This is a genomic window from Mesorhizobium shonense, assembly GCF_040545255.1.
Taxonomy (GTDB): Bacteria; Pseudomonadota; Alphaproteobacteria; order Rhizobiales; family Rhizobiaceae; genus Mesorhizobium; species Mesorhizobium shonense.
Genome location: NZ_JBEPLM010000001.1, coordinates 325,810 through 345,200, shown reverse-complemented (window position 1 = coordinate 345,200; position 19,391 = coordinate 325,810). Strand labels below are relative to the sequence as shown.

The following is a 19,391-nucleotide window of genomic DNA, read 5'->3' as shown; positions in this document are numbered from 1 at the left end:
ACCCGGTCGCGAAGGAGCGGGGAAGAAAGGAGCATCGCGAGACGGTCGAGAGCGGAGACACGGGAGGCCCAAAGCGCATCTGGCTTCATGACGTGGCCTTCGAAAAGCCACGGCCCTCCGTTCAGCCCCCAGCAAGGACCGGCAGATTGCGGGCGTCTATACAGCAATTCCCCAGGAAGGCAAGGTGCGACAGTCAGGATCGACGCTCCACGATGCCGCAGCCGGAAATCTCCGGCGCTCGCCGTTTGGTGACCGGCTCAGCTCGTATGGGCGACGAGCGGGGCGATCGTTTCGGGGAAGAAGTCGGGCGCGGTGTGGCGCTTGCCGAACATCATGTCGTACTGGATCAGCCGGAAATCGTTGATCGCCGGATCGATCTTCTTCTGCCTCGCCCAGTCGGGCGTCGCCTCGCCGGAGGGCGACAGCAGAAGGTTGCGGTCGACCACCCGATAGCGTTCGCGCAGCGCGCCGAGGAAGCCGGTATAGTAGGGATGCGTGATGCCAGCGGTCGTGAGGATATGGTAGGGCAGGAAGGCCGGGCTCACCGGGCCCAGGTTTTCCACCGGACCGGAGCGGTTCGACCAGATGATCAGCGGCGTGTCGTGGTGATCGAGCGCGGCTTCGGGGGTCGGCTCCCTGCGCGGCGCGACATTGTCCTTGAGGAAGCCGGTCTCGACATAGACGGGGCCGAGCGGCGGCAGATGGTCGCCGAAGAAGGCGATGATGGTCGGCCTCTCGCGCTTCTTTGCCCAATCGATCAGCCGTTGCAGGCCGCGATCGGCATCGGCCGAGCCTTCGGCGTAAGAGAGCAGCGATTCCCGCGCCCAGGTGCTGATCGGCGCCTCGACCTTATGGGTCGGATTGTAATAGCGGTAGGGTTCGTAGGGGCCGTGGTTCTGCAGGCTGACCGCGAACAGGAACACCGGCTGCTCGCTGGCATCGGCCTCGCGGATGATCTCGTCGGTCATCGCCGCGTCGGAGGCCAGCGGCCCACGCTTTTCCATCGGTGGCAGCGTCTCTTCCGAGCGGAAGTCGTTGAAGCCGAAATCGGCATAGACGGCGCCCCGGTTCCAGAACCAGTTGGTGCCCGGATGGATGGCGCGCGCCCGGTAGCCCTCACTCTTCAGGAAAGTCGCCAGCGATGGCGTCGGCGTGCGCACATATTGCTGGTAGGGGATCGAGCCCGCCGGCAGGAAGGCGTTGGAGAAGCCGGTCAGCGCCTCGAACTCGATATTGGCGGTCATGCCGCCGAATTCCGGCGAGAACATCGAGCCCGAGCGTAGCGCGCGCACCGTCGGGATCGGGTCCGGCTTGATGCTGACGCCGGGAAGCTCCGTCGGATCCCAGAAGGATTCGCTCATCACCACGACTATGTCAGGCTTCTGATCGGGCACCGAGGCTGCAACCTCGGGACGCGCGATCGCGTCCATCGTCTTTTCGGAATAGCCGGGCGGCGCAGAGACATGCGCCATCGGCACGTTGAGCGCGAAGGCGAGTGCGAAGCCGTTGGAAGCGTAGTTCTCCTTCTGGTCCCACATGATCGGGATGATCTGCAGCCTGTCGCGCGTCCACGAGAAGGTGGCGTAGTCCATGATCGAGACGAAGAAGGCGAGGAGCGGCACGGCCAGCGACAGCCGCGCCAGCCGTCCCTTGCGGCTGAGGATCGGCACGCGCCGGCGCCAGAGGCGCCAGCCATAGAAGAGCAGCGCCAGGCCGGCGACGATCGCCGCTGCAAGCAGCACGGCCGTCCAGGGCCGCTCGCGCACCAGAAGCGGCATCAGCGCCATGATCTGGCGCGCATAGAGGAAATCCGCCGGATAGAGCGGATCGCCGAGATAATGCGATTTCTGGTGGCCGACGAAGGCCAGCGCCAGCGTCAGTGGCGCCACGATCATCAGGCTCTGATGGCTGCGGCCGAGTATGGCATCCAGCCCGATCAGCACCAGCGCGAAGATGATGATCGTGGTCCAGCCCGGCTTGAAGGGCTGCAGGAAGAAGTCCACCGTGCCGAAGAAGTCTCCGCGCACGATCCATTCGATGGCGAACACCAGAAGCGCGGCGGTAAGCAGGGTTGAGAGCCCGTAGCGTAGGGTCGGCCAGGGCCGCCCCGGCAGGTAGCCGGTGGACGGATCGTCTTCCAAAAATTGCGGCGCGGGTTTGGCCGCGCCTTTCCTGATCCTTGCCACGTCGCTTCCCCGGCCCATGCTACGCGTCTTCCACACGCGTCACGCCACTGTCATCGAAATGTCACGCAAAGCTAGCGCCTGTGGCGGAAATAAGAAGAGCCAGCAAACGATTCGTGAGCGGTTTTCATCAGGTGTGATCGCCAAAAAGCCTTTCGGAACAGGGACTCGGACCGGTTTTTCCCGCCGAAATGGGCTCGGAACGGGGGCCTGCGGGCTTGACTTGGCTGTCCGCCTTGCGTCAGAGGCAGGGAAAACCAGCCTCTGGAGACCTTGAAAATGGCCGTCGCATTTACCTTTCCGGGACAGGGCAGCCAGTCCGTCGGCATGGGCAAGGACCTCGCCGACGCTTTCCCCGAGGCGCGCCGCGTCTTCGAGGAAGTCGACGCCGCGCTTGGCGAAAAGCTGTCGAAACTGATCTGGGAAGGGCCGGAAGAGACGCTGACGCTGACCGCCAACGCCCAGCCGGCGCTGATGGCGGTGTCGCTGGCCGCGCTGAGGGCGCTGGAATCGCGCGGCTTTTCGCTGAAGGACAAGGTGTCTTACGTCGCCGGCCATTCGCTCGGCGAATATTCAGCCCTTGCTGCGGCGGGCTTCGTTTCGGTCGCCGATGCCGCGCGGCTGCTGCGCATTCGCGGCAATGCCATGCAGGCGGCGGTGCCGGCGGGCGAGGGCGCCATGGCCGCCATCATCGGGCTCGAACAGGCCGATGTCGAAGCCGCCTGCGCGGAAGCGGGACAAGGCTCCGCCAAAGGAGCGGTTTGCCAGATCGCCAACGACAATGGCGGCGGCCAGCTGGTAATCTCCGGCGCCAGGGCGGCCGTCGAGCTGGCGGCGAAGCTTTGCACCGAAAAGGGCGCCAAGCGGGCGCTGATGCTGCAGGTTTCGGCACCTTTCCATTCAGCGATGATGATGCCTGCCGCGGACGTCATGCGCGACGCGCTGGCCGGCGTGGCGAAAGCCGCTCCCGTGGTTCCTATCGTCTCCAACGTCACCGTCACCCCCACCAGCGATCCGGACGAGATCGCCCGCCGCCTGGTCGAGCAGGTGGTCGCGCGCGTGCGCTGGCGCGAGACGGTGGAATGGTTCGGCCAGAACGGCATCGCGACCCTTTACGAAGTCGGCGCCGGCAAGGTGCTGTCGGGCCTGGCGCGCCGCATCAACCGCGACATCGCGACCGGCGCCATAGGCACCGCGGCGGAGGTCGAGACGGCGCTAGCGGCGCTTGGGTGAGGAAATTCGAACGACAGGTGCGGCATGTCCACATCGAAGACTGGCAGGAGCAAGGCCCAGCGCTTGCGCGATTTCGACGAGTTTGAGGACTATCGCCTCGCATCCGAGGTTGCGGAACGGATCCGGCTTGGCGAAGAAGAGGTCCTGAAAACCGAAGATTTCTGGCATGGTTTGGACGATTTGACGTATACGGAACGGCGTTCGCCTGCGGCGCATTCGGAAAAACGAGGTTGAAAAAATGTTCGAACTGAACGGCCGCAAGGCGCTCGTCACCGGCGCATCGGGAGGCATCGGCGAGGCGATCGCCAGGGTGCTGCACAGCCAGGGCGCGATCGTCGGCCTGCACGGCACCCGTGTGGAGAAGCTGGAAGCGCTCGCCGGCGATCTCGGCGATCGCGTAAAACTGTTCCCGGCGGACCTGACCAACCGCGACGCGGTCAAGGCGCTCGGCCAGAAGGCGGAGGCCGACCTCGAAGGCGTCGACATCCTGGTCAACAACGCCGGCATCACCAAGGACGGCCTGTTCGTGCGCATGTCGGATGCCGACTGGGACCAGGTGCTCGAGGTGAACCTCACCGCCGTCTTCCGGCTCACGCGCGAGCTCACCCATCCGATGATGCGCCGCCGCCACGGCCGCATCATCAACATCTCCTCCGTGGTCGGTGTCACCGGCAATCCCGGCCAGACCAATTACTGCGCCTCCAAGGCCGGCATGATCGGCTTTTCCAAGTCGCTGGCGCAGGAGATCGCCACCCGCAACATCACCGTCAACTGCGTCGCCCCGGGCTTCATCGAATCGGCCATGACCGACAAGCTCAACGACAAGCAGAAAGAGACCATCATGGCGGCGATTCCGACCAGGCGCATGGGCACCAGCGCCGAGGTCGCCTCGGCCGTCGCTTATCTCGCTTCCAATGAGGCGGCTTACGTCACCGGCCAGACCATCCACGTCAATGGCGGCATGGCGATGATCTAGGGTGTGTTGATATTCAGGTGATGCCGGCCTGCAAACGGTGGCTTTCTGCGCTTCCGGCCTTCGCCGGCCGAAGCATTCATGAGAGTGGCGTGGTAGTTAAGGCTACGGCCGGCGTAGGCCGGTGCTCACGGACCCGAATGTCCGCTCCGGTTCTCGAAAGCCACATTTTCAGCTCGGCCTGATCTGAATCTCAGCATACCTGACCGACCAAGGTCCAGCGGCTGTGAAAACAGCCATTTCGGCTTGGACGCCCGCCCTTTTTCGTGTAATGCGGCCGGCAACCCGGCGGTTCGGGCAAAAACCGGTCCTGTGGCGTTGCGTTTCCCACAAGACCATCTTTCAGCTTGATTAGCGGCATTCCGCCCGCTAACGAAGACAACACAACGTAAGACGAGGCCCCAAATGAGTGACACCGCAGAGCGCGTCAAGAAGATCGTCATCGAGCATCTCGGCGTCGATGCCGACAAAGTGACGGAGCAGGCGAGCTTCATCGACGATCTGGGCGCGGACAGCCTCGATACGGTCGAACTCGTCATGGCGTTCGAAGAAGAGTTCGGCGTCGAGATTCCGGACGACGCGGCCGAGACCATCCTCACCGTCGGCGACGCCGTGAAGTATATCGACAAGGCCTCGGCCTGAGGCTTTCCGCGGGAATCACCGGGGAGGACCTGCGATGAGGCGAGTCGTCGTCACGGGCCTTGGCCTGCTTTCGCCGTTCGGCATGGGCTTCGAGCATAGCTGGAAGGAATTGCTTTCCGGCCGCAGCGCCGCCCGCCGCGTCACCGAATTCGAGGTGGACGATCTTGCCTGCAAGATCGCCCACATCGTTCCGCGCGGTGACGGCTCCAACGGCACCTTCAATCCCGAGGCCGTGCTCGAGCCGAAGGAACTGCGCAAGATCGGCGACTTCATCCTCTACGGCATTGCGGCCGCCGACGAGGCGCTGGCCGATTCCGGCTGGAAGCCCGAGACGCATGAGGATCAGTGCGCCACGGGCGTGCTGATCGGTTCCGGCATCGGCGGCATCGACGGCATCGCCGAGAACGCGATGATCCTGAAGGAGCGCGGTCCGCGCCGCATCAGCCCCTTCTTCATCCCTGGACAGATCATCAACCTGGTCTCCGGCCAGGTTTCCATCCGGCATGGGCTGAAAGGCCCGAACCATGCGGTCGTCACCGCTTGCTCGACCGGCGCCCACGCCATCGGCGACGCCGCCCGGCTGATCATTTGGGGCGATGCCGACGTCATGGTAGCCGGTGGCGCCGAGGCGCCGGTCACCAGGCTCTCCATGGCAGGGTTCGCCGCGTGCCGTGCGCTCTCCACCGAACGCAACGACACGCCTGAGACCGCGTCACGTCCCTATGACCGCGACCGCGACGGCTTCGTCATGGGCGAGGGCGCCGGTGTCGTCGTCCTGGAAGAGCTCGAGCACGCCAAGGCGCGAGGCGCCAGGATCTATGCCGAGGTCACCGGCTACGGCCTGACCGGCGACGCTTATCACATCACCGCTCCGGCCGAGGACGGCGACGGCGCGTTCCGCTGCATGACTGCGGCGCTGAACCGGGCGAAGCTCTCGGCCGCCGACGTCGACTACATCAACGCGCATGGCACCTCGACCATGGCCGACACGATCGAGCTCGGCGCCGTCGAGCGGCTGGTCGGCAATGCGGCTTCCAAGATTTCTATGTCGTCGACCAAGTCGTCGATCGGCCATCTGCTCGGTGCCGCGGGCGCCGCGGAAGCGATCTTCTCGATCCTCGCCATCCGCGACAACATCGCCCCCGCCACCATCAACCTCGACAATCCGGAACGCGAGACGGCGATCGATCTCGTGCCGAACAAGCCGCGCCAGCGCCAGATCGATGTGGCGCTGTCGAACTCCTTCGGCTTCGGCGGCACCAACGCCTCGCTTGTCTTCCAACGTTACGATGGCTGAGCAGTCAGCCAGAGCAATTCCAGGAAAAGTGCGCAGCGGTTTTCCGTTCGGAATTGCGACGAACAAGAAAGCAATCCCAGGAAAGTACGCAGCGGGTTTCCGCCCGGGATTGCTCACAAACAGATAGCTAGCCGGCAGGTCCGCCACCTGCCGTCATTTTTGCCAAATTTGCCCCTACGCTTCGGCTAGGGGATTCGTTGCAAGATCAGACGGTAGGGCGCCATGAATACAAATCCGGGCGGCGGCGAGGAATTCGGACAGCGTCAGACGCAAGGCCCGATCGTGCCCAAGACAGCGGCCGAGGCGCTTCGCCCCGAGGCCGGCACGCCGCCGCCGTCGAAACGCTCGCGCGCCTCGCGCAGCCAAGTCGTCGTGTTCCTGAATTTCTTCCTTTCGGTGGTCATCCTGGCCGTGCTCGCCGCTGGTGCCGCGCTTTATTTCGGCATGCAGGCTTTCGTTGAGCCGGGCCCGTCCGCCAATGGCGATACCTTCCTGGTCAAGCCGAACACCGGCGTGCAGGAGATCGCCGACCAGCTGGAGCGTCGCGGCCTGGTCAGCGATGCGCGCGTCTTCAGGCTGGGCGTGCGCGCCACCGGCAACGACTCCGCGCTGAAGGCCGGCGAGTACGCCATCAAGCCGCGCGCCTCGATGCGCGACATCATGGAACTGCTCAAGAGCGGCAAGTCGGTGATGTATTCGCTGACCATCCCCGAGGGACTGACGGTCGAGCAGGCCCTGCAGCGCGTGGCTGACCAGGAGGCGCTGACCGGCGACATGCCGGCGGCCACGCCGCCGGAAGGCAGCATCGCAACCGACACGCTGCGCTTCACCCGCGGCGCCACAAGGCAGCAGATGATCGACAAGCTGGTCGCCGATCAGAAGAAGCTGGTCGATGACGTCTGGGAGCATCGCGCGCCCGACTTGCCGATCGCCAACATGGAGGACTTCGTCATCCTGGCCTCGATCGTCGAGAAGGAGACGGGCAGGGGCGACGAGCGCTCGCGCGTGGCCGCCGTCTTCCTCAACCGGCTGGCCAAGGGCATGCGGCTGCAGTCCGACCCGACCATCATCTACGGCCTGTTCGGCGGCAAGGGCAAACCGGCCGACCGGCCGATCTATCAGTCCGACATCGAGAAGCAGACGCCCTATAACACCTATCTGATCAAGGGCCTGCCGCCGACGCCGATCGCCAATCCGGGCCGCGCGGCGCTTGAGGCGGTGGCCAATCCGTCGAAGACCGGCGACCTTTATTTCGTCGCCGACGGCAATGGCGGCCATGTCTTTGCCGCGACGCTGGAAGAGCACAACCAGAACGTCGCCCGCTACCGCGCGATGCAGAAGAAGCAGGAGGACGCTGCCGCCAAGGCCTCCGGCCAGACGACGGCGCCGGCCGCTCCCGACGGCGGCGACGGCGGCGAGAATGGCGACGCGGGCGGCGACGCGGCCCAGTAGGCGGCGGTTACCGGATCTGTCACGCCTCCTTTGACGCCGGGCCGTATTCATGTTTTGAGGGGATATCCGACGCCCGGCCGAAGGTCAGACGTCTTGCAAGGGTGCGCATGTTCGGGCAATCGCGCCCGGACTGCGACAGGGGGTGACGGCATCATGAACGTGCAGAGCATGACCGGTTTCGCGCGTGCCATTGCTGAGTGCAACGGCACGTCGGTCGCCTGGGAGGTGAAATCGGTCAACGGCAAGAGCGTGGAGGTGAGGCTGAGGCTGCCGCAAGGTTTCGACCGGCTGGAAACCGCCGTACGGCAGACCGTGCAGAAGCGCTTCGCGCGCGGCAATTTCCAGGCGACGTTGACCGTTGGCCGCGCCGCCGCGCAGCAGGTCCAGCCGGTGGTCAACGAGGCTTTTCTGAAGGATCTGGCCGGCCTTGCCAGGCGCTTGCAGGAACAGTTCGGCACCCAGCCCGCCACCGCCGACGGGCTGCTTGCGCTGCGTGGCGTGCTCGACATTCCGGAAGCCGTCGAGACCGAGGAAGAGCGGGCCGTTCTTGACGCCGCGATTCTGTCGGCGCTGGACCTGGCGCTTACCGGGTTGGAGCAGGCAAGGCAGAGCGAGGGTGCCGCATTGCGCGCGCTGTTGTCGGGCCACATCGACATAATCGAGGCGCTGACGCTGAAGGCCGAGGCCGACCCGTCGCGCGAGCCGGCGGCGATCCGCGAGCGTATGGCCGAGCAGGTCCGCCTGCTGATGGATGCGTCGGCTAATCTCGATGCGGTCCGGCTGCACCAGGAAGCGGCGTTCCTCGCCACCAAGGCCGATATTCGCGAGGAGATCGACCGGCTCAAGACGCATGTCGCTTCCGCGCGTGCGCTGCTCAAAAGCGGCGGCGCCGTCGGCCGCAAGCTCGATTTTCTGGCGCAGGAATTCAATCGCGAATCGAATACCTTGTGCTCCAAGTCGAACGCCGCCGCGGTCACCGCGATCGGGCTGGAGCTCAAGGCGGTGGTCGACCAGTTTCGCGAACAGGTTCAGAATCTGGAGTGACGGGGATGGTTGCCAAGGAACCGACGGCCGCCAGGGATCTGGGATCCCGTATCCGCCGCCGCGGGCTGATGCTGGTGCTGTCGTCGCCGTCGGGCGCCGGCAAGTCGACAATCGCGCGCAATCTTCTGGAAAGCGATTCGAGCCTGGAACTGTCGGTCTCCGTCACCACCAGGCCGCGCCGCGGCTCGGAGATCGAAGGCGTCCACTATCATTTCCGCACCATGCGCGAGTTCGAGCGGCTGCGCGATTCCGACGCGCTGCTGGAATGGGCCGAGGTGCACGGCAATTTCTACGCGACGCCGCGCGAGCCGGCGGAAGTGGCGCTGGCCGAAGGCCGCGACATGCTGTTCGACATCGACTGGCAGGGCGCCCAGCAGCTCAAGGAGAAGATGCGCGCCGACATCGTCTCGATCTTCATCCTGCCGCCCTCGATGAAGGAATTGAAGGCGCGCCTGAAGCGCCGCGCCGAGGACCAGGAATCAGTCATCGAGACCAGGCTGAAGAATGCCCGCATCGAGATCGAGCACTGGAAGGAATACGACTTCGTCATCGTCAACGACGATCTCGACCGCGCCTTCGCCGAGGTGCGCGCCATAGTGACGGCGGAGCGGCTTCGGCGCGACAGACGGCCGGGCCTGTTCGACTTCATTTCCGGGTTGTTGGACGAGAAGACGGAGTGACTTTTCCCTTCTCCCCTTGTGGGAGAAGGTGGATCGGCGCGCAGCGCCGAGACGGATGAGGGGTGTTCCAGCGGAGTGAGGCGTCGCCGTTCCCTGGAACACCCCTCATCCGTCGCCTTCGGCGACACCTTCTCCCACAAGGGGAGAAGGGAGGACGCCTCACACCGCGTTCGTCAACCTTACGAATTCTTCCACGCTGAGCGTCTCGGCGCGGCGCGTCGGGTCGATGCCGGCGCGGGTGAGCAGGGCTTCACCGCCGAGACTCTTCACGCTTTGCCGCAGCATCTTGCGGCGCTGGCCGAAGGCGGCTTCGGTGACGCGGCCGAGCCTCTTGCCGTCGGCGGGAAGCGGGGATGCGCGCGGCACCAGATGCACCACCGAGGAGGTCACCTTGGGCGGCGGCGTAAAAGCCTGCGGCGGCACGTCGAAGGCGATTTTTGCTTCCGCGCGCCAGCCGGCAAGCACGCCGAGCCGGCCATAGGCGTCGCTGCCCGGACTGGCGGTGATGCGCTCGGCCACCTCGCGCTGGAACATCAGCGTCATCGATTGATAGAAGGGCGGCCAGTTCGCCACCGTCAGCCAGCGGATCAGAAGCTCGGTGCCGATATTGTAAGGCAGGTTGGCAACGATCTTCACCGGCCCACCGTTCGCCGTGCCTGCAAGCGCGGCGAAATCCGTCTTCAGCGCGTCGCCGGGAATGACCTCGAGCCGGCCGGGGTAGTGGCTGGACACCTCGGCCAGCGCCTCCAGGCAGCGCTCGTCGCGCTCGATGGCGATCACGCGCCGCGCGCCGTTGAAGAGCAGCGCCCGGGTCAGCCCGCCGGGGCCTGGGCCGACCTCGATCACCGTCGCTTCGGCGAGGTCCCCGGCCGCGCGCGCGATTTTGGCTGTCAGATTGAGGTCGAGCAGGAAATTCTGGCCGAGCGCCTTCTTCGCCTGCAGGCCGTGGCGCTCGATCACCTCGCGCAGCGGCGGCAATCCGTCGATGGTCACGCGCGCCCCGCTCAAATCGAGCCTCATGCGGCCGCGGCATGGCGGCCGCTGTCGGCCAGCCGGCGCGCCAGCCTCAGCGCCGCGATCAGGCTGTCGGCGCGCGCAATCCCCTTGCCGGCAATGTCGAAGGCCGTGCCATGGTCCGGCGAGGTGCGGATGAACGGCAGGCCGAGCGTCACGTTGACCGCCTCGTCGAAAGCCAGCGTCTTGGCCGGGATCAGCGCCTGGTCGTGATACATGCAAAGTGCCGCGTCATAGCCGGTGCGTGCCCGCGGGTGGAACATGGTGTCGGCAGGAAGCGGTCCGACCGCATCGATGCCTTCGGCTTGAAGCGCCTCGACGGCCGGAAGGACGATGGAAAGGTCCTCCGAGCCCATCGCGCCGCCTTCGCCGGCATGCGGATTGAGCCCGGCAATGGCAAGCCGCGGCCGCGCGATGCCGAAGCGGCTTTTGAGGTCGGCGGCGGTGATGCGGGCGGTGGTGACGATCAGTTCCGTCGTCAGAACCTTCGGCACCTCGGCGAGCGCGATGTGGATGGTGACCGGAACGGTGCGCAGCTCGGGTCCGGCAAGCAGCATCACCGGGGTCACCTCGGTGCCGGTGTGGCGCGAGGCCAGATGCGCCAGGTATTCGGTGTGGCCGGGGAAGCGGAAGCCGGCGTCGTAGAGCGGTTTCTTGGCGATGGGGCAGGTGACCACGGCGGCGGCGGCGCCGGCAAGGGTGTCGGCGACAGCACGGTCGATCGCTTCGATGGTGCCCGCGGCATTGGCCGGATTGGGTTTTCCGGCACTGTCCAGGTGGCGGGCGTAGAGCGGAACGACGGGCAGCGCGCGGGGAAAATGATGCGCCGCTTGCCCCGGCACTGTCTCCATGATCGCCACGGTGGCGCCGACCTCGCGCGCACGGGCCTCGATCAGGGCTGGATCGGCGAGCAGGTAGAAAGGCGGCACGCCGGCACTGTCGCCCGCCTGCCAGGCGGCGATGGCGATCTCGGGCCCGACACCGGAGGGATCACCGACGCTGAGCGCCAGCGGCGCATCGGTCCTGCGCATGCTCATGGCGTCCTGTGGCGTGCCCTGCCTGCTTCGGGGCAGGGCGGGAGGATCGAGCATTGTTCTGTCATCCGCCGAGACGGCCTAGCGCTCGACGATGGTGGCCTTCTTGCGCAGTTCCTCGACATATTTTTTGCTGAGCTCGTCGGCATCCTTGTCGTTGCTGCCGCCTTCGGCCTGGAACACCATCTGCGCGGCCTTGTCGTCGGAAACCTCGCGCGAGGAGCAGATGCCGATGAATTCCACGCCGCGTTCGGTCTCGCGCGTCGGCGTCGCGCCGCCGACCTTGGTCGCCTTGATCTGCTCGGCCCAGTCGGGCGGCAATTGCGGCGCCAGCACGCGGCCGAGGTCGCGCACCGTGACGTCGATCAGCCCCTTGGCGAATTCGCGCGTGGTGTTGCAGCCGTTGAAGCGGGCGCGCATGGCATCGGCCTCACGCTTGCGCTTGCCGAGCGTGGAGGCGCGCTCGGAGGCCGGCACCACGAAGATCACCTGTTGCAGCATGTATTCCATGGCGGTCGGCTTGGAGCCGCCCTTGTCGAGCATGCGGCGGACCGCATCCTGCTCTGTCACCGAACCGCCCTCGCCGGAGCGGTAGCGCGCGGAAAGCGCCTGGTTCCAGGCCATCTGGGCGCGGATGAATTCCTTGAAATGCTCCTTGGTGACGCCCGATTGCGACATGATCGCGTCGAGCTTGGCCAGCGGCATCTTGTTGTTGGAGGCAAAGCGCTGATAGGCGGCCTCGACCTGCTGATCGGTGATGCGGATGCCGAGCCGCCTGGCCTCGGCAAGGCGCAGCGTCTGGTCGATCATCTCCTGCGCCGCATCGCCCTTCTTGCGCTGCAGCTTGAAGAATGCGGCGCGGTGCGCGATGTCGCCGGTGGTGATCGGTATGTTGTTGACGACATATTTGATCTGGCTGGCGAACGCCGGCGGCGTCATCGCCGTGATCGAAACCGAGGTCGCCGCAACCAGCAGCGCGAATCCTGCCGAAAACAGGTATTTCCTCATCTCACCTTCCCAATTCTTACCCGCCAACACGGCGCCGCACGTCCTCCGAACGCATGCGCTATGTGGTCGACCCCATGCCCGTCCTATGCGGCGAAACAATGTCGCCGGCACATGTCCCCGAGAATCGGCTCCATTTTCGAAGCTTCGCGCGCCAAATCAAGGTCCACGGGATCGTCTGCGCCCGAAGCGATGCGCAACGCCGCGGCCCGTGCCTGCCGCCGCTTGCTGGCCTCCACTTACTGGATCGTGTCGACGGCGCTGGTCGACGTGCCGAAATCGCCGAGGGTGCGGAACGACAGATTGAAGCCGATATTCTGCGACACCTCCTTGGTGACCGTGTCGCGCGTCTGCGAGAACGTCATCACATAGGTGAAGCAGGAATCGTTGTAGGCGAAGCCGACGCCGTCCTTGACAAGGACGCTTGTCTCCAGATCGTAGGTGCCGGTGCCGAAGACCCGCCAGCTCTGAGCCAGATGCGTCGAGGCGCCGAGCGTCACCTCATGGCGGTCCGTGGCGAAGCCATAGAGCGGCTGCGCCTGGATGAAGGCATATTTGGCGCTGAGCGAAACCGGCAGGCCGGAATAGGCGGCCTTGATCTCCGCGCGCCTGACCTCGAAACTCTGCTCGTCGAAACGGCCGCTGAGCGAGCCGGAGAAGCCGCTCGGGCTGTTGAAGCCGACAAGGCCGACATAGTCGGATTTCGCGGTCTGCAGCCCCGAATAGGCGCCGACATTGACGAGGTCCGGCGCGTCGAACGAGTTCTCGCCGCCCAGCTGATAGGATTGGCCGAAGATGGCGTTGGTGCCCCAGCCATTTTCATAGGCGCCCGAATAGCGGAAGCCGACATTGGCGCGCGTGCCGCCTTCGATGCGATCGTAGCCGGAGAACTTGTCGCGCTCGAACAGCGTGGTGGCGTCGAAGACGAAGCTCTGCGCGTCCTCGTTCGGAACCGCCAGACCGCCGACATATTGCTCGTTCGGCCGCACGAAGATCTGTGCCGTCGGCTCCAGGACGTGGCTGGAGTTCGGCATCGAGAACAGGAGCGGCCAGCGCATCTCCAGGCCGAGCGTGGCCATGTAGCGGGCTAGCGAGGAGCGCATGTCGACGTCCTCGCCGAGATTCGTCGCCATCTGGTTGACCGCGGCCAGCGATTCGGATGTGGTCGAGACGTAGCCGGCATCGCCACGGAAGGCGAGCAACGGCGTCAATTGAAGGCCGCCGTCGGTGGTGAAGGTGCGCTTCCATTCGGCTTCGGCCGTCAATCGGCTCGATTGCCCCTCGAGGCCGCGCACATTGTTGATGGAGGTCGGGATAGTGTTATCGGCCAACACCGCATCCAAGCGGTCGCGGCTGATGACGCGCGCATTGACGTTGAGCGACAACTGACCGCCGGCCACCGACATGTCGGGGATATAGGCGTAGTCGAACGACGGCAGCACCCAGGGCTGCTTGGCCGCGCGCGCCGTCGGATCGCTGGAGAGGGTGTCTTCCTGCACCTCGAAGCGCATGGCCCTGACGTCGAAATAATTGCGGTCGCTCAGGCCCGTCAGATAGATCGACGACTGGTGGACGAGGCCGTTGTAGCCGTCGATGTTATAGGTGCGCGAGAAATTCTTGTCGGTCTGGAGCAGCACGTCCCAGCCGAAATTCCAGCGCTCGTTGATGGCGAACTGGCCATTGGTGCCCATCATGCCGCGGAACTTGTTGGGATCGTTGAGATCTCCCGAATCGACAGTGTGACGATTACCCGTGCCGATGAAGGCGTCGGGATCCTGCTGCTGGATGCCGGCGATCTTCAGGCTGTATTCGCCATTGTTGAAGCGCTGGCGCCATTCGGCCTCGCCGAGGAAGCCCTGCTTGGTATAGCCGGTTCCGGTGGCGGTGAGGTCGTAGGTCGGCGAGAGCGCGAAATAATAGGGGACTTTGACGCCGACTCCGAGATGGGTGTTGTAGACGATGCCCGGGATCAGGAAGCCGCTCTTGCGCTTGACCGTCGGGTCGGCGATCTCGAAGGCCGGCAGATAGGCGAGCGGAAAACCGAAGAACTCGAAATTCGCGTTCTCGAAGCGAACCGTCTTCTTCTCGCCGTTCCAGATGATCTTGCGCGCCTTGACGCGCCATGTCGGCGCCGAATCGGGCTTGTCCTCGCAAGGCTCGCAGGCGGTGTAGACGCCGTTGTGGAACGTCGTCAGCACGCCGCCCATGCGTTCGGCGCTCTCGGAAGCGAAATAGGCATCGTTGACCGTCTGGACGCGCAAGGCGTTGACGAAGCCGTCGGCGAAGTCGTCGGTGATGTCGATATGGTCGGTGTTGATCTTGGTGCCGTCGCTGTTGATCAGCTCGACGGCGCCGCTGGCGACAAGCCGCTTGGTGTCGCGGTTGTACTCCACGCGCTGGGCGACGAGCTTGTTGCCGCCATAGTCGATCTGCACGCTGCCGACGGCGGTCACGGTGTGGTTGTCGTTGTTGTAGACGAGCGTATCGGCGGCCAGCAGCATCTGCGTGCCGGAGGGAACGGGATTCGCCGTGATAGTCTGCGCCAGCGCCGGTACCGTCGGTACCACGCAGGCGAACAGACATGCCAAGGCGGTCGCCCCATAAAGGCGTGCCAAACCGGCCTGCCTATGGCTGCGCAAACCAGCCTCCCTCACTAGCCGTCTTCCTTGTATAGCAGAAATGTCACCCCAAAGAACATAGCCACGACAACCGGAACCCATGCAGCCACCATTGTAGGCACGAATCCGGCGACCCCGAATGCCTTGACCAGTACCGAAACGACATAAAGCAGAAAGCCGGCCAGGACGCCACCCAGAATCATCGTCGCCGACTGCCCCATTCGCGCAAATCTCATTGAAACCGTTGCCGCAATCAGCGTCATGGCGACGAGGAGGAACGGCAGCGCCACCAGCGAATCAAACTGCATGGCGAAGGCATTTGCCTTGAGGCCGAAGGAGCGGGCAACCTCGATCTTGCTGGGCAGCTCGTAGAACGGGATGGTCTCCGGGCGCGCCAGGCGCTCCTGCACGAATTCCGGCTTGAGATTGGTCGGCACGCGGTCGGAAGCCTCGGGACGGATATTGCCGTCCTTGAACAGCTTGACGTCCTGCAATTCCCAGTAGCCGTCGCGCAGGAAGGCGCGCGCGGCATCCTTGCGCTCGACGATGTTGCCCTGCTGGTCGAGGACGAAGAACACCGCGTCGGCCATCTCCAGGCCCTGGTTGAGGATGGCGCGGGCGCCGATGATGGTGTCGCCGGAGCTGGTCTTTTGCCTCAGCCAGGGCGTCGTGTCCTGCGGGACGGCGTTCGACTTGCCGGCCCGCAGCTGGTTTTCCATCTGCTCGGACCATGAAAAGCCGTGCGCGGCGATCGGGTTGAGCACACCGACCGACAGCACGCCGAACATCAGCGCCCCGACGCAGCACGGGAACAGGAACTGCCAGGCCGAAACGCCGGCCGAACGCGCGATGACCAGCTCGTAGCGGCGGTTGAGCGACACCAGCGTCGCCATCGCCGAGAACAGCCCGACGAAAGGCACCGTCTGCAGCATGATCATCGGCATCCTCAGCGCCGAAATGGCGAAGGCGGTGCCGTAGGTGAAGCCCGGCAGCCCGGTCGTGCGGCCCGAAAGCTCGGTGAAATCGATCAGGAACACCAGCGCCAGCAGGCCGAGAAAGAACCAGACGGTGATCGTCACATAGCGAAAGAAGAAATAGCGGCCCAGCGTCCAGCCCATCGTCAGGCTCCCTGGCCGGAGGTGCCGCGCCGGGCGAACCACAGCCTGAGCGCGGTCCAGCCCTCGCCGGCGCGGCCGGCGAGATTCGTCATCCAGTCGGCCCAGGCGGACGGCAGTTCCATGCTTCGCGAGGAGACGATGAACCAGACGGAGATCGCCGATGCCACGATCGGCACGGCATAGACCATATAGGCGTAGTACCAGACCTTGTCGGCCTTGCCCGCGGCGAAGAAACCCAGCCAGCGCACGAAAAGGGCGACTGCGATTGCCGTGATCAGCGGATGGATGCGCGCCTCGCGGTGCGAGCGTGCGTCGACGGCCACGGCGAGCGCGATCAGCGCGAACACCAGCGAATAGGACCACTCGGAGAAACGCTGGTCGAGCTCGGCCGTGTAGCTGCCGGGTTGGCGCTGGAACATCCTGTCGTTGGGATCCGGATTGAGCAGATATTGCGTCGTCCGGTCCTTGGGCAGCAGCGTGATTTCGTTCGCCGCCGACATGAAGGCCGACAGGTCGAAGGCGTAGGAGGTGAAGCGGATGACGGAGAGGTCGCCAGTCACCGATTTGCGGTTGATGACGCCGTCGTTCATCATCAGCACCTTCTCGTCGCCTTTTTCGACGATGCTGCCGGTCTTGGCGTAGTAGGTGAGGTTGGCGCCTTCCTCGCGCGAATCGGCGACGAAGATGCCGCCGAGCTTGTTGTCGGGGAGCCGTTCGCCGATCTGCAGGAACAGGCCGTCGTCGATCTTGCGGAAAGTGCCTTCCTGGATGATCAGTGACAAGAGGTCGGCGCGCGAGGCTGCCACCAGCTGGCGGTTCTTCTGCCTGGCATAAGGGTCGACGCCGTTGTCGACGGCGAAGGAAAAGACGCTTGCCGCCAGCGCCAGCAGGAGGATCGGCCGCGCGATCGTCCAGCGCGAGGCGCCGGCCGCGTTGATCACCGCCAGTTCCGAATCCGTATTCATGGCGCTTAGCGTCTGCGCCACCGCGACCACCAGCGCGAACGGCACAACGATCGGAATGATCGAAGGGATGATCAGGGCCGCGACTTCGAAGAAGGTCAGCGCCGACTGGCCGCTGTCGGTGACGAGGTCGATCTTGGCGAGCACCTGCGTCGTCCACACGATCGCCAGCGTCCAGACCAGCGCCGCCAGGAACATCGCAGCGGTGCGACGCATGATGTAGCGTTCAACGACCTTCATGAAGGCTTTTCTCGATTGTGCCGAACGGCATCATGCCCGCCGACAAGGTAGTCATCCGGTGACGCCCGCACAACCGGGTCCATAGGCGGCTCATCTGGTTTGTCGCTCCCACGCCACGCGCCCCGGCGCGGCGGAGTGTCCGCGTCAATGGATAAGAAATGCGAAACATTGATGGTTAACAACAGGTTGCGGCAGGAAGCTTACCTCTTGCCGCGACGAATCCTTCGTTGGTTTCGACGCCGATATAGACAGTGATTTCGGCCAAAGTCTTGCCAAATGCCCGAAAACGACCAAATGTCGCGCACGCTTGAAAGCCGGTTCGCGGCGCCTCACCCCGAAAGCAGGATCTGATGACTTCGAGACCTTCGATTGCCTTCGCCAAATTCGCCGCGCCGAAAAAAGGCAGCGTCTTCGTGCTCGCGGCCGACGGCGGCGGCCTTGGCGAGGCCGCGAAGGCATGCGACCCGGCGGGTGCGCTTGCTCGCGCGTTTCCGGTCGCCGATTTCTCCGGCAGGTTCGCGAGCTCGGCCGAGGTACTGGCGCCGGAAGGGACCTCGGTGGACCGGCTGGTCGCGATCGGCGCCGGCAAGGTCGCCAGCCTCGACGACTATGCCTGGCTGAAGCTCGGCGGCGCCGTTGCGGCTTCGCTGCGCAAGGCGACCGAAGCCGCCGTGATCCTCGATCTGCCAGAGCTCCAGCCGGACGGCAGGCAGGCGGCGAACCTTGCCGCCGGCATCCTCCTGCGCAGCTATGGCTTCGACAAGTACAAGACCAGGAAGGACAAGGAAGAGGGCCAATCTGACGCCAAAGGGGCCGGCGCCAAGGGGGCGGAGGCCAAAAAGGCCGACACGGCGAAGCCCGTCAAGATAATCATCCACTGCACCGACCCGTCCGCCGCGAAAAAAGCCTTCGCGGAGGAAGAGGCGGTGATCGGCGGCGTGCTTTTGGCGCGCGACCTGGTCAACGAGCCGGCCAATGCGCTTGGGCCGGTCGAGTTCGCCGCCCGCGCCAGGGAATTGGAAGCCCTCGGCGTCTCGGTCGAGATCCTCACCGAGAAGGAGATGAAGAAGCTCGGCATGGGTTCGCTGCTTGGCGTCGCGCAAGGCTCGCCGCGCGGCGCCCGCATGGCCGTCATGCAATGGAAGGGCGGCAAGGCCAAGGAGGCGCCGATCGCCTTCGTCGGCAAGGGCGTCACCTTCGATACCGGCGGCAATTCGATGAAGCCGGCCTCGGGCATGGAGGACATGAAGGGCGACATGGGCGGTGCGGCCGCCGTCACCGGACTGATCAGCGCGCTGGCCGCCCGCAAGGCCAAGGCCAATGTCGTCGGCGTCATCGGCCTGGTCGAGAACGCGGTCGACGGCCACGCGCAGCGGCCGGGCGACATCGTCACCTCGATGTCCGGACAGACCATCGAGGTGCTCAACACCGACGCTGAAGGGCGCCTCGTGCTCGCCGATGCGCTCTGGTACACCAACGACCGCTTCAAGCCGAAATTCATGGTCAATCTGGCGACCCTGACCGGTGCTATCATGGTCGCGCTCGGCCAGCATTATGCCGGCCTGTTCTCCAACAATGACGAACTGGCCGGCCAGCTGACCGGCGCCGGCCAGGCGACGCAGGAGCGGCTGTGGCGCATGCCGCTCGGCGCCGAATATGACAAGCTGATCGATTCCAAGAATGCCGACATGAAGAACATCGGCGGCCGCTATGGCGGCGCCATCATCGCCGCCCAGTTCCTGCAGCGTTTCGTCAAGGACACGCCCTGGGCGCATCTCGACATTGCCGGCACCGCGATGGGCGGACCGGCGAGCGAGATCAACCAGTCCTGGGGTTCCGGCTTCGGCGTCAGGCTGCTCGATAGGCTGGTGCGCGACCACCACGAGGGGTAAGGCT

General features: G+C 64.9%; 16 protein-coding genes. 9 read left to right on the top strand and 7 right to left on the bottom strand.

What is annotated here, in order from left to right:
* Nucleotides 1–257: 257 nt before the first annotated feature.
* Nucleotides 258–2,204: an LTA synthase family protein gene (locus ABID26_RS01960; RefSeq protein ID WP_292340948.1), complete on the bottom strand. Its 1,947-nt coding sequence runs from the start codon at nucleotides 2,202–2,204 to the stop codon at nucleotides 258–260.
* Between the two features lie 258 nt (nucleotides 2,205–2,462).
* Here ABID26_RS01960 and fabD point away from each other — a divergent pair, with 258 nt between their 5' ends.
* The 8 genes from fabD (at nucleotide 2,463) to gmk (ending at nucleotide 9,504) form a co-directional block, all read left to right on the top strand.
* Complete coding sequence (fabD, locus tag ABID26_RS01955) at nucleotides 2,463–3,416, top strand: ACP S-malonyltransferase (RefSeq protein ID WP_292304161.1); 954 nt, start codon at nucleotides 2,463–2,465, stop codon at nucleotides 3,414–3,416.
* A 24-nt stretch (nucleotides 3,417–3,440) separates the two neighbouring features.
* A complete protein-coding gene (locus tag ABID26_RS01950; protein WP_126101141.1) occupies nucleotides 3,441–3,650 on the top strand; it encodes a hypothetical protein in 210 nt (69 codons plus the stop codon).
* A gap of 4 nt (nucleotides 3,651–3,654) precedes the next feature.
* On the top strand, nucleotides 3,655–4,392 hold the full coding sequence (fabG, locus tag ABID26_RS01945; RefSeq protein ID WP_292304160.1) for a 3-oxoacyl-[acyl-carrier-protein] reductase: 738 nt from the start codon (nucleotides 3,655–3,657) through the stop codon (nucleotides 4,390–4,392).
* A gap of 402 nt (nucleotides 4,393–4,794) precedes the next feature.
* The gene (locus ABID26_RS01940; RefSeq protein ID WP_006203723.1) at nucleotides 4,795–5,031 is read left to right on the top strand and encodes an acyl carrier protein; all 237 of its coding nucleotides are present in this window, start codon (nucleotides 4,795–4,797) and stop codon (nucleotides 5,029–5,031) included.
* A 34-nt stretch (nucleotides 5,032–5,065) separates the two neighbouring features.
* Nucleotides 5,066–6,328 (top strand): beta-ketoacyl-ACP synthase II, encoded by a 1,263-nt coding sequence (gene fabF / locus ABID26_RS01935; protein WP_292304159.1) that lies wholly within the window; start codon nucleotides 5,066–5,068, stop codon nucleotides 6,326–6,328.
* 222 nt (nucleotides 6,329–6,550) lie between these two features.
* The gene (mltG, locus tag ABID26_RS01930; protein WP_126101138.1) at nucleotides 6,551–7,780 is read left to right on the top strand and encodes an endolytic transglycosylase MltG; all 1,230 of its coding nucleotides are present in this window, start codon (nucleotides 6,551–6,553) and stop codon (nucleotides 7,778–7,780) included.
* A 153-nt stretch (nucleotides 7,781–7,933) separates the two neighbouring features.
* Nucleotides 7,934–8,824 carry a YicC/YloC family endoribonuclease gene (locus tag ABID26_RS01925; RefSeq protein WP_292304156.1) on the top strand — a complete coding sequence of 297 codons (891 nt, stop codon included), beginning with the start codon at nucleotides 7,934–7,936 and terminating at the stop codon, nucleotides 8,822–8,824.
* A 5-nt stretch (nucleotides 8,825–8,829) separates the two neighbouring features.
* Nucleotides 8,830–9,504, top strand: a complete 675-nt coding sequence (gene gmk, locus ABID26_RS01920; RefSeq protein ID WP_292304154.1) for a guanylate kinase — start codon at nucleotides 8,830–8,832, stop codon at nucleotides 9,502–9,504.
* Nucleotides 9,505–9,663: 159 nt separating this feature from the next.
* Here gmk and rsmA read toward each other — a convergent pair whose 3' ends face one another.
* The 6 genes from rsmA to lptF all read right to left on the bottom strand — a co-directional run bounded on the left by rsmA (nucleotide 9,664) and on the right by lptF (nucleotide 17,495).
* Entirely contained in the window at nucleotides 9,664–10,497 is an 834-nt protein-coding gene (gene rsmA, locus ABID26_RS01915) for a 16S rRNA (adenine(1518)-N(6)/adenine(1519)-N(6))-dimethyltransferase RsmA (RefSeq protein WP_292304723.1), read from the bottom strand.
* Between the two features lie 23 nt (nucleotides 10,498–10,520).
* The gene (gene pdxA / locus ABID26_RS01910; protein WP_292371538.1) at nucleotides 10,521–11,549 is read right to left on the bottom strand and encodes a 4-hydroxythreonine-4-phosphate dehydrogenase PdxA; all 1,029 of its coding nucleotides are present in this window, start codon (nucleotides 11,547–11,549) and stop codon (nucleotides 10,521–10,523) included.
* Between the two features lie 84 nt (nucleotides 11,550–11,633).
* Nucleotides 11,634–12,560 carry a peptidylprolyl isomerase gene (locus ABID26_RS01905; RefSeq protein WP_126101135.1) on the bottom strand — a complete coding sequence of 309 codons (927 nt, stop codon included), beginning with the start codon at nucleotides 12,558–12,560 and terminating at the stop codon, nucleotides 11,634–11,636.
* A gap of 236 nt (nucleotides 12,561–12,796) precedes the next feature.
* Nucleotides 12,797–15,211 (bottom strand): LPS-assembly protein LptD, encoded by a 2,415-nt coding sequence (locus ABID26_RS01900; protein ID WP_292304720.1) that lies wholly within the window; start codon nucleotides 15,209–15,211, stop codon nucleotides 12,797–12,799.
* Nucleotides 15,211–16,293 carry an LPS export ABC transporter permease LptG gene (lptG, locus tag ABID26_RS01895; RefSeq protein WP_126101133.1) on the bottom strand — a complete coding sequence of 361 codons (1,083 nt, stop codon included), beginning with the start codon at nucleotides 16,291–16,293 and terminating at the stop codon, nucleotides 15,211–15,213. The genes ABID26_RS01900 and lptG overlap by 1 nt, the downstream gene beginning before the upstream one ends.
* A gap of 2 nt (nucleotides 16,294–16,295) precedes the next feature.
* Nucleotides 16,296–17,495, bottom strand: coding sequence for an LPS export ABC transporter permease LptF (gene lptF / locus ABID26_RS01890; RefSeq protein WP_126101132.1), 1,200 nt, complete (start codon nucleotides 17,493–17,495; stop codon nucleotides 16,296–16,298).
* 350 nt (nucleotides 17,496–17,845) lie between these two features.
* On the opposite strand from lptF, the gene ABID26_RS01885 reads away from it, so the two are divergent.
* A complete protein-coding gene (locus ABID26_RS01885; protein ID WP_292371536.1) occupies nucleotides 17,846–19,387 on the top strand; it encodes a leucyl aminopeptidase in 1,542 nt (513 codons plus the stop codon).
* Nucleotides 19,388–19,391 lie beyond the last annotated feature (4 nt).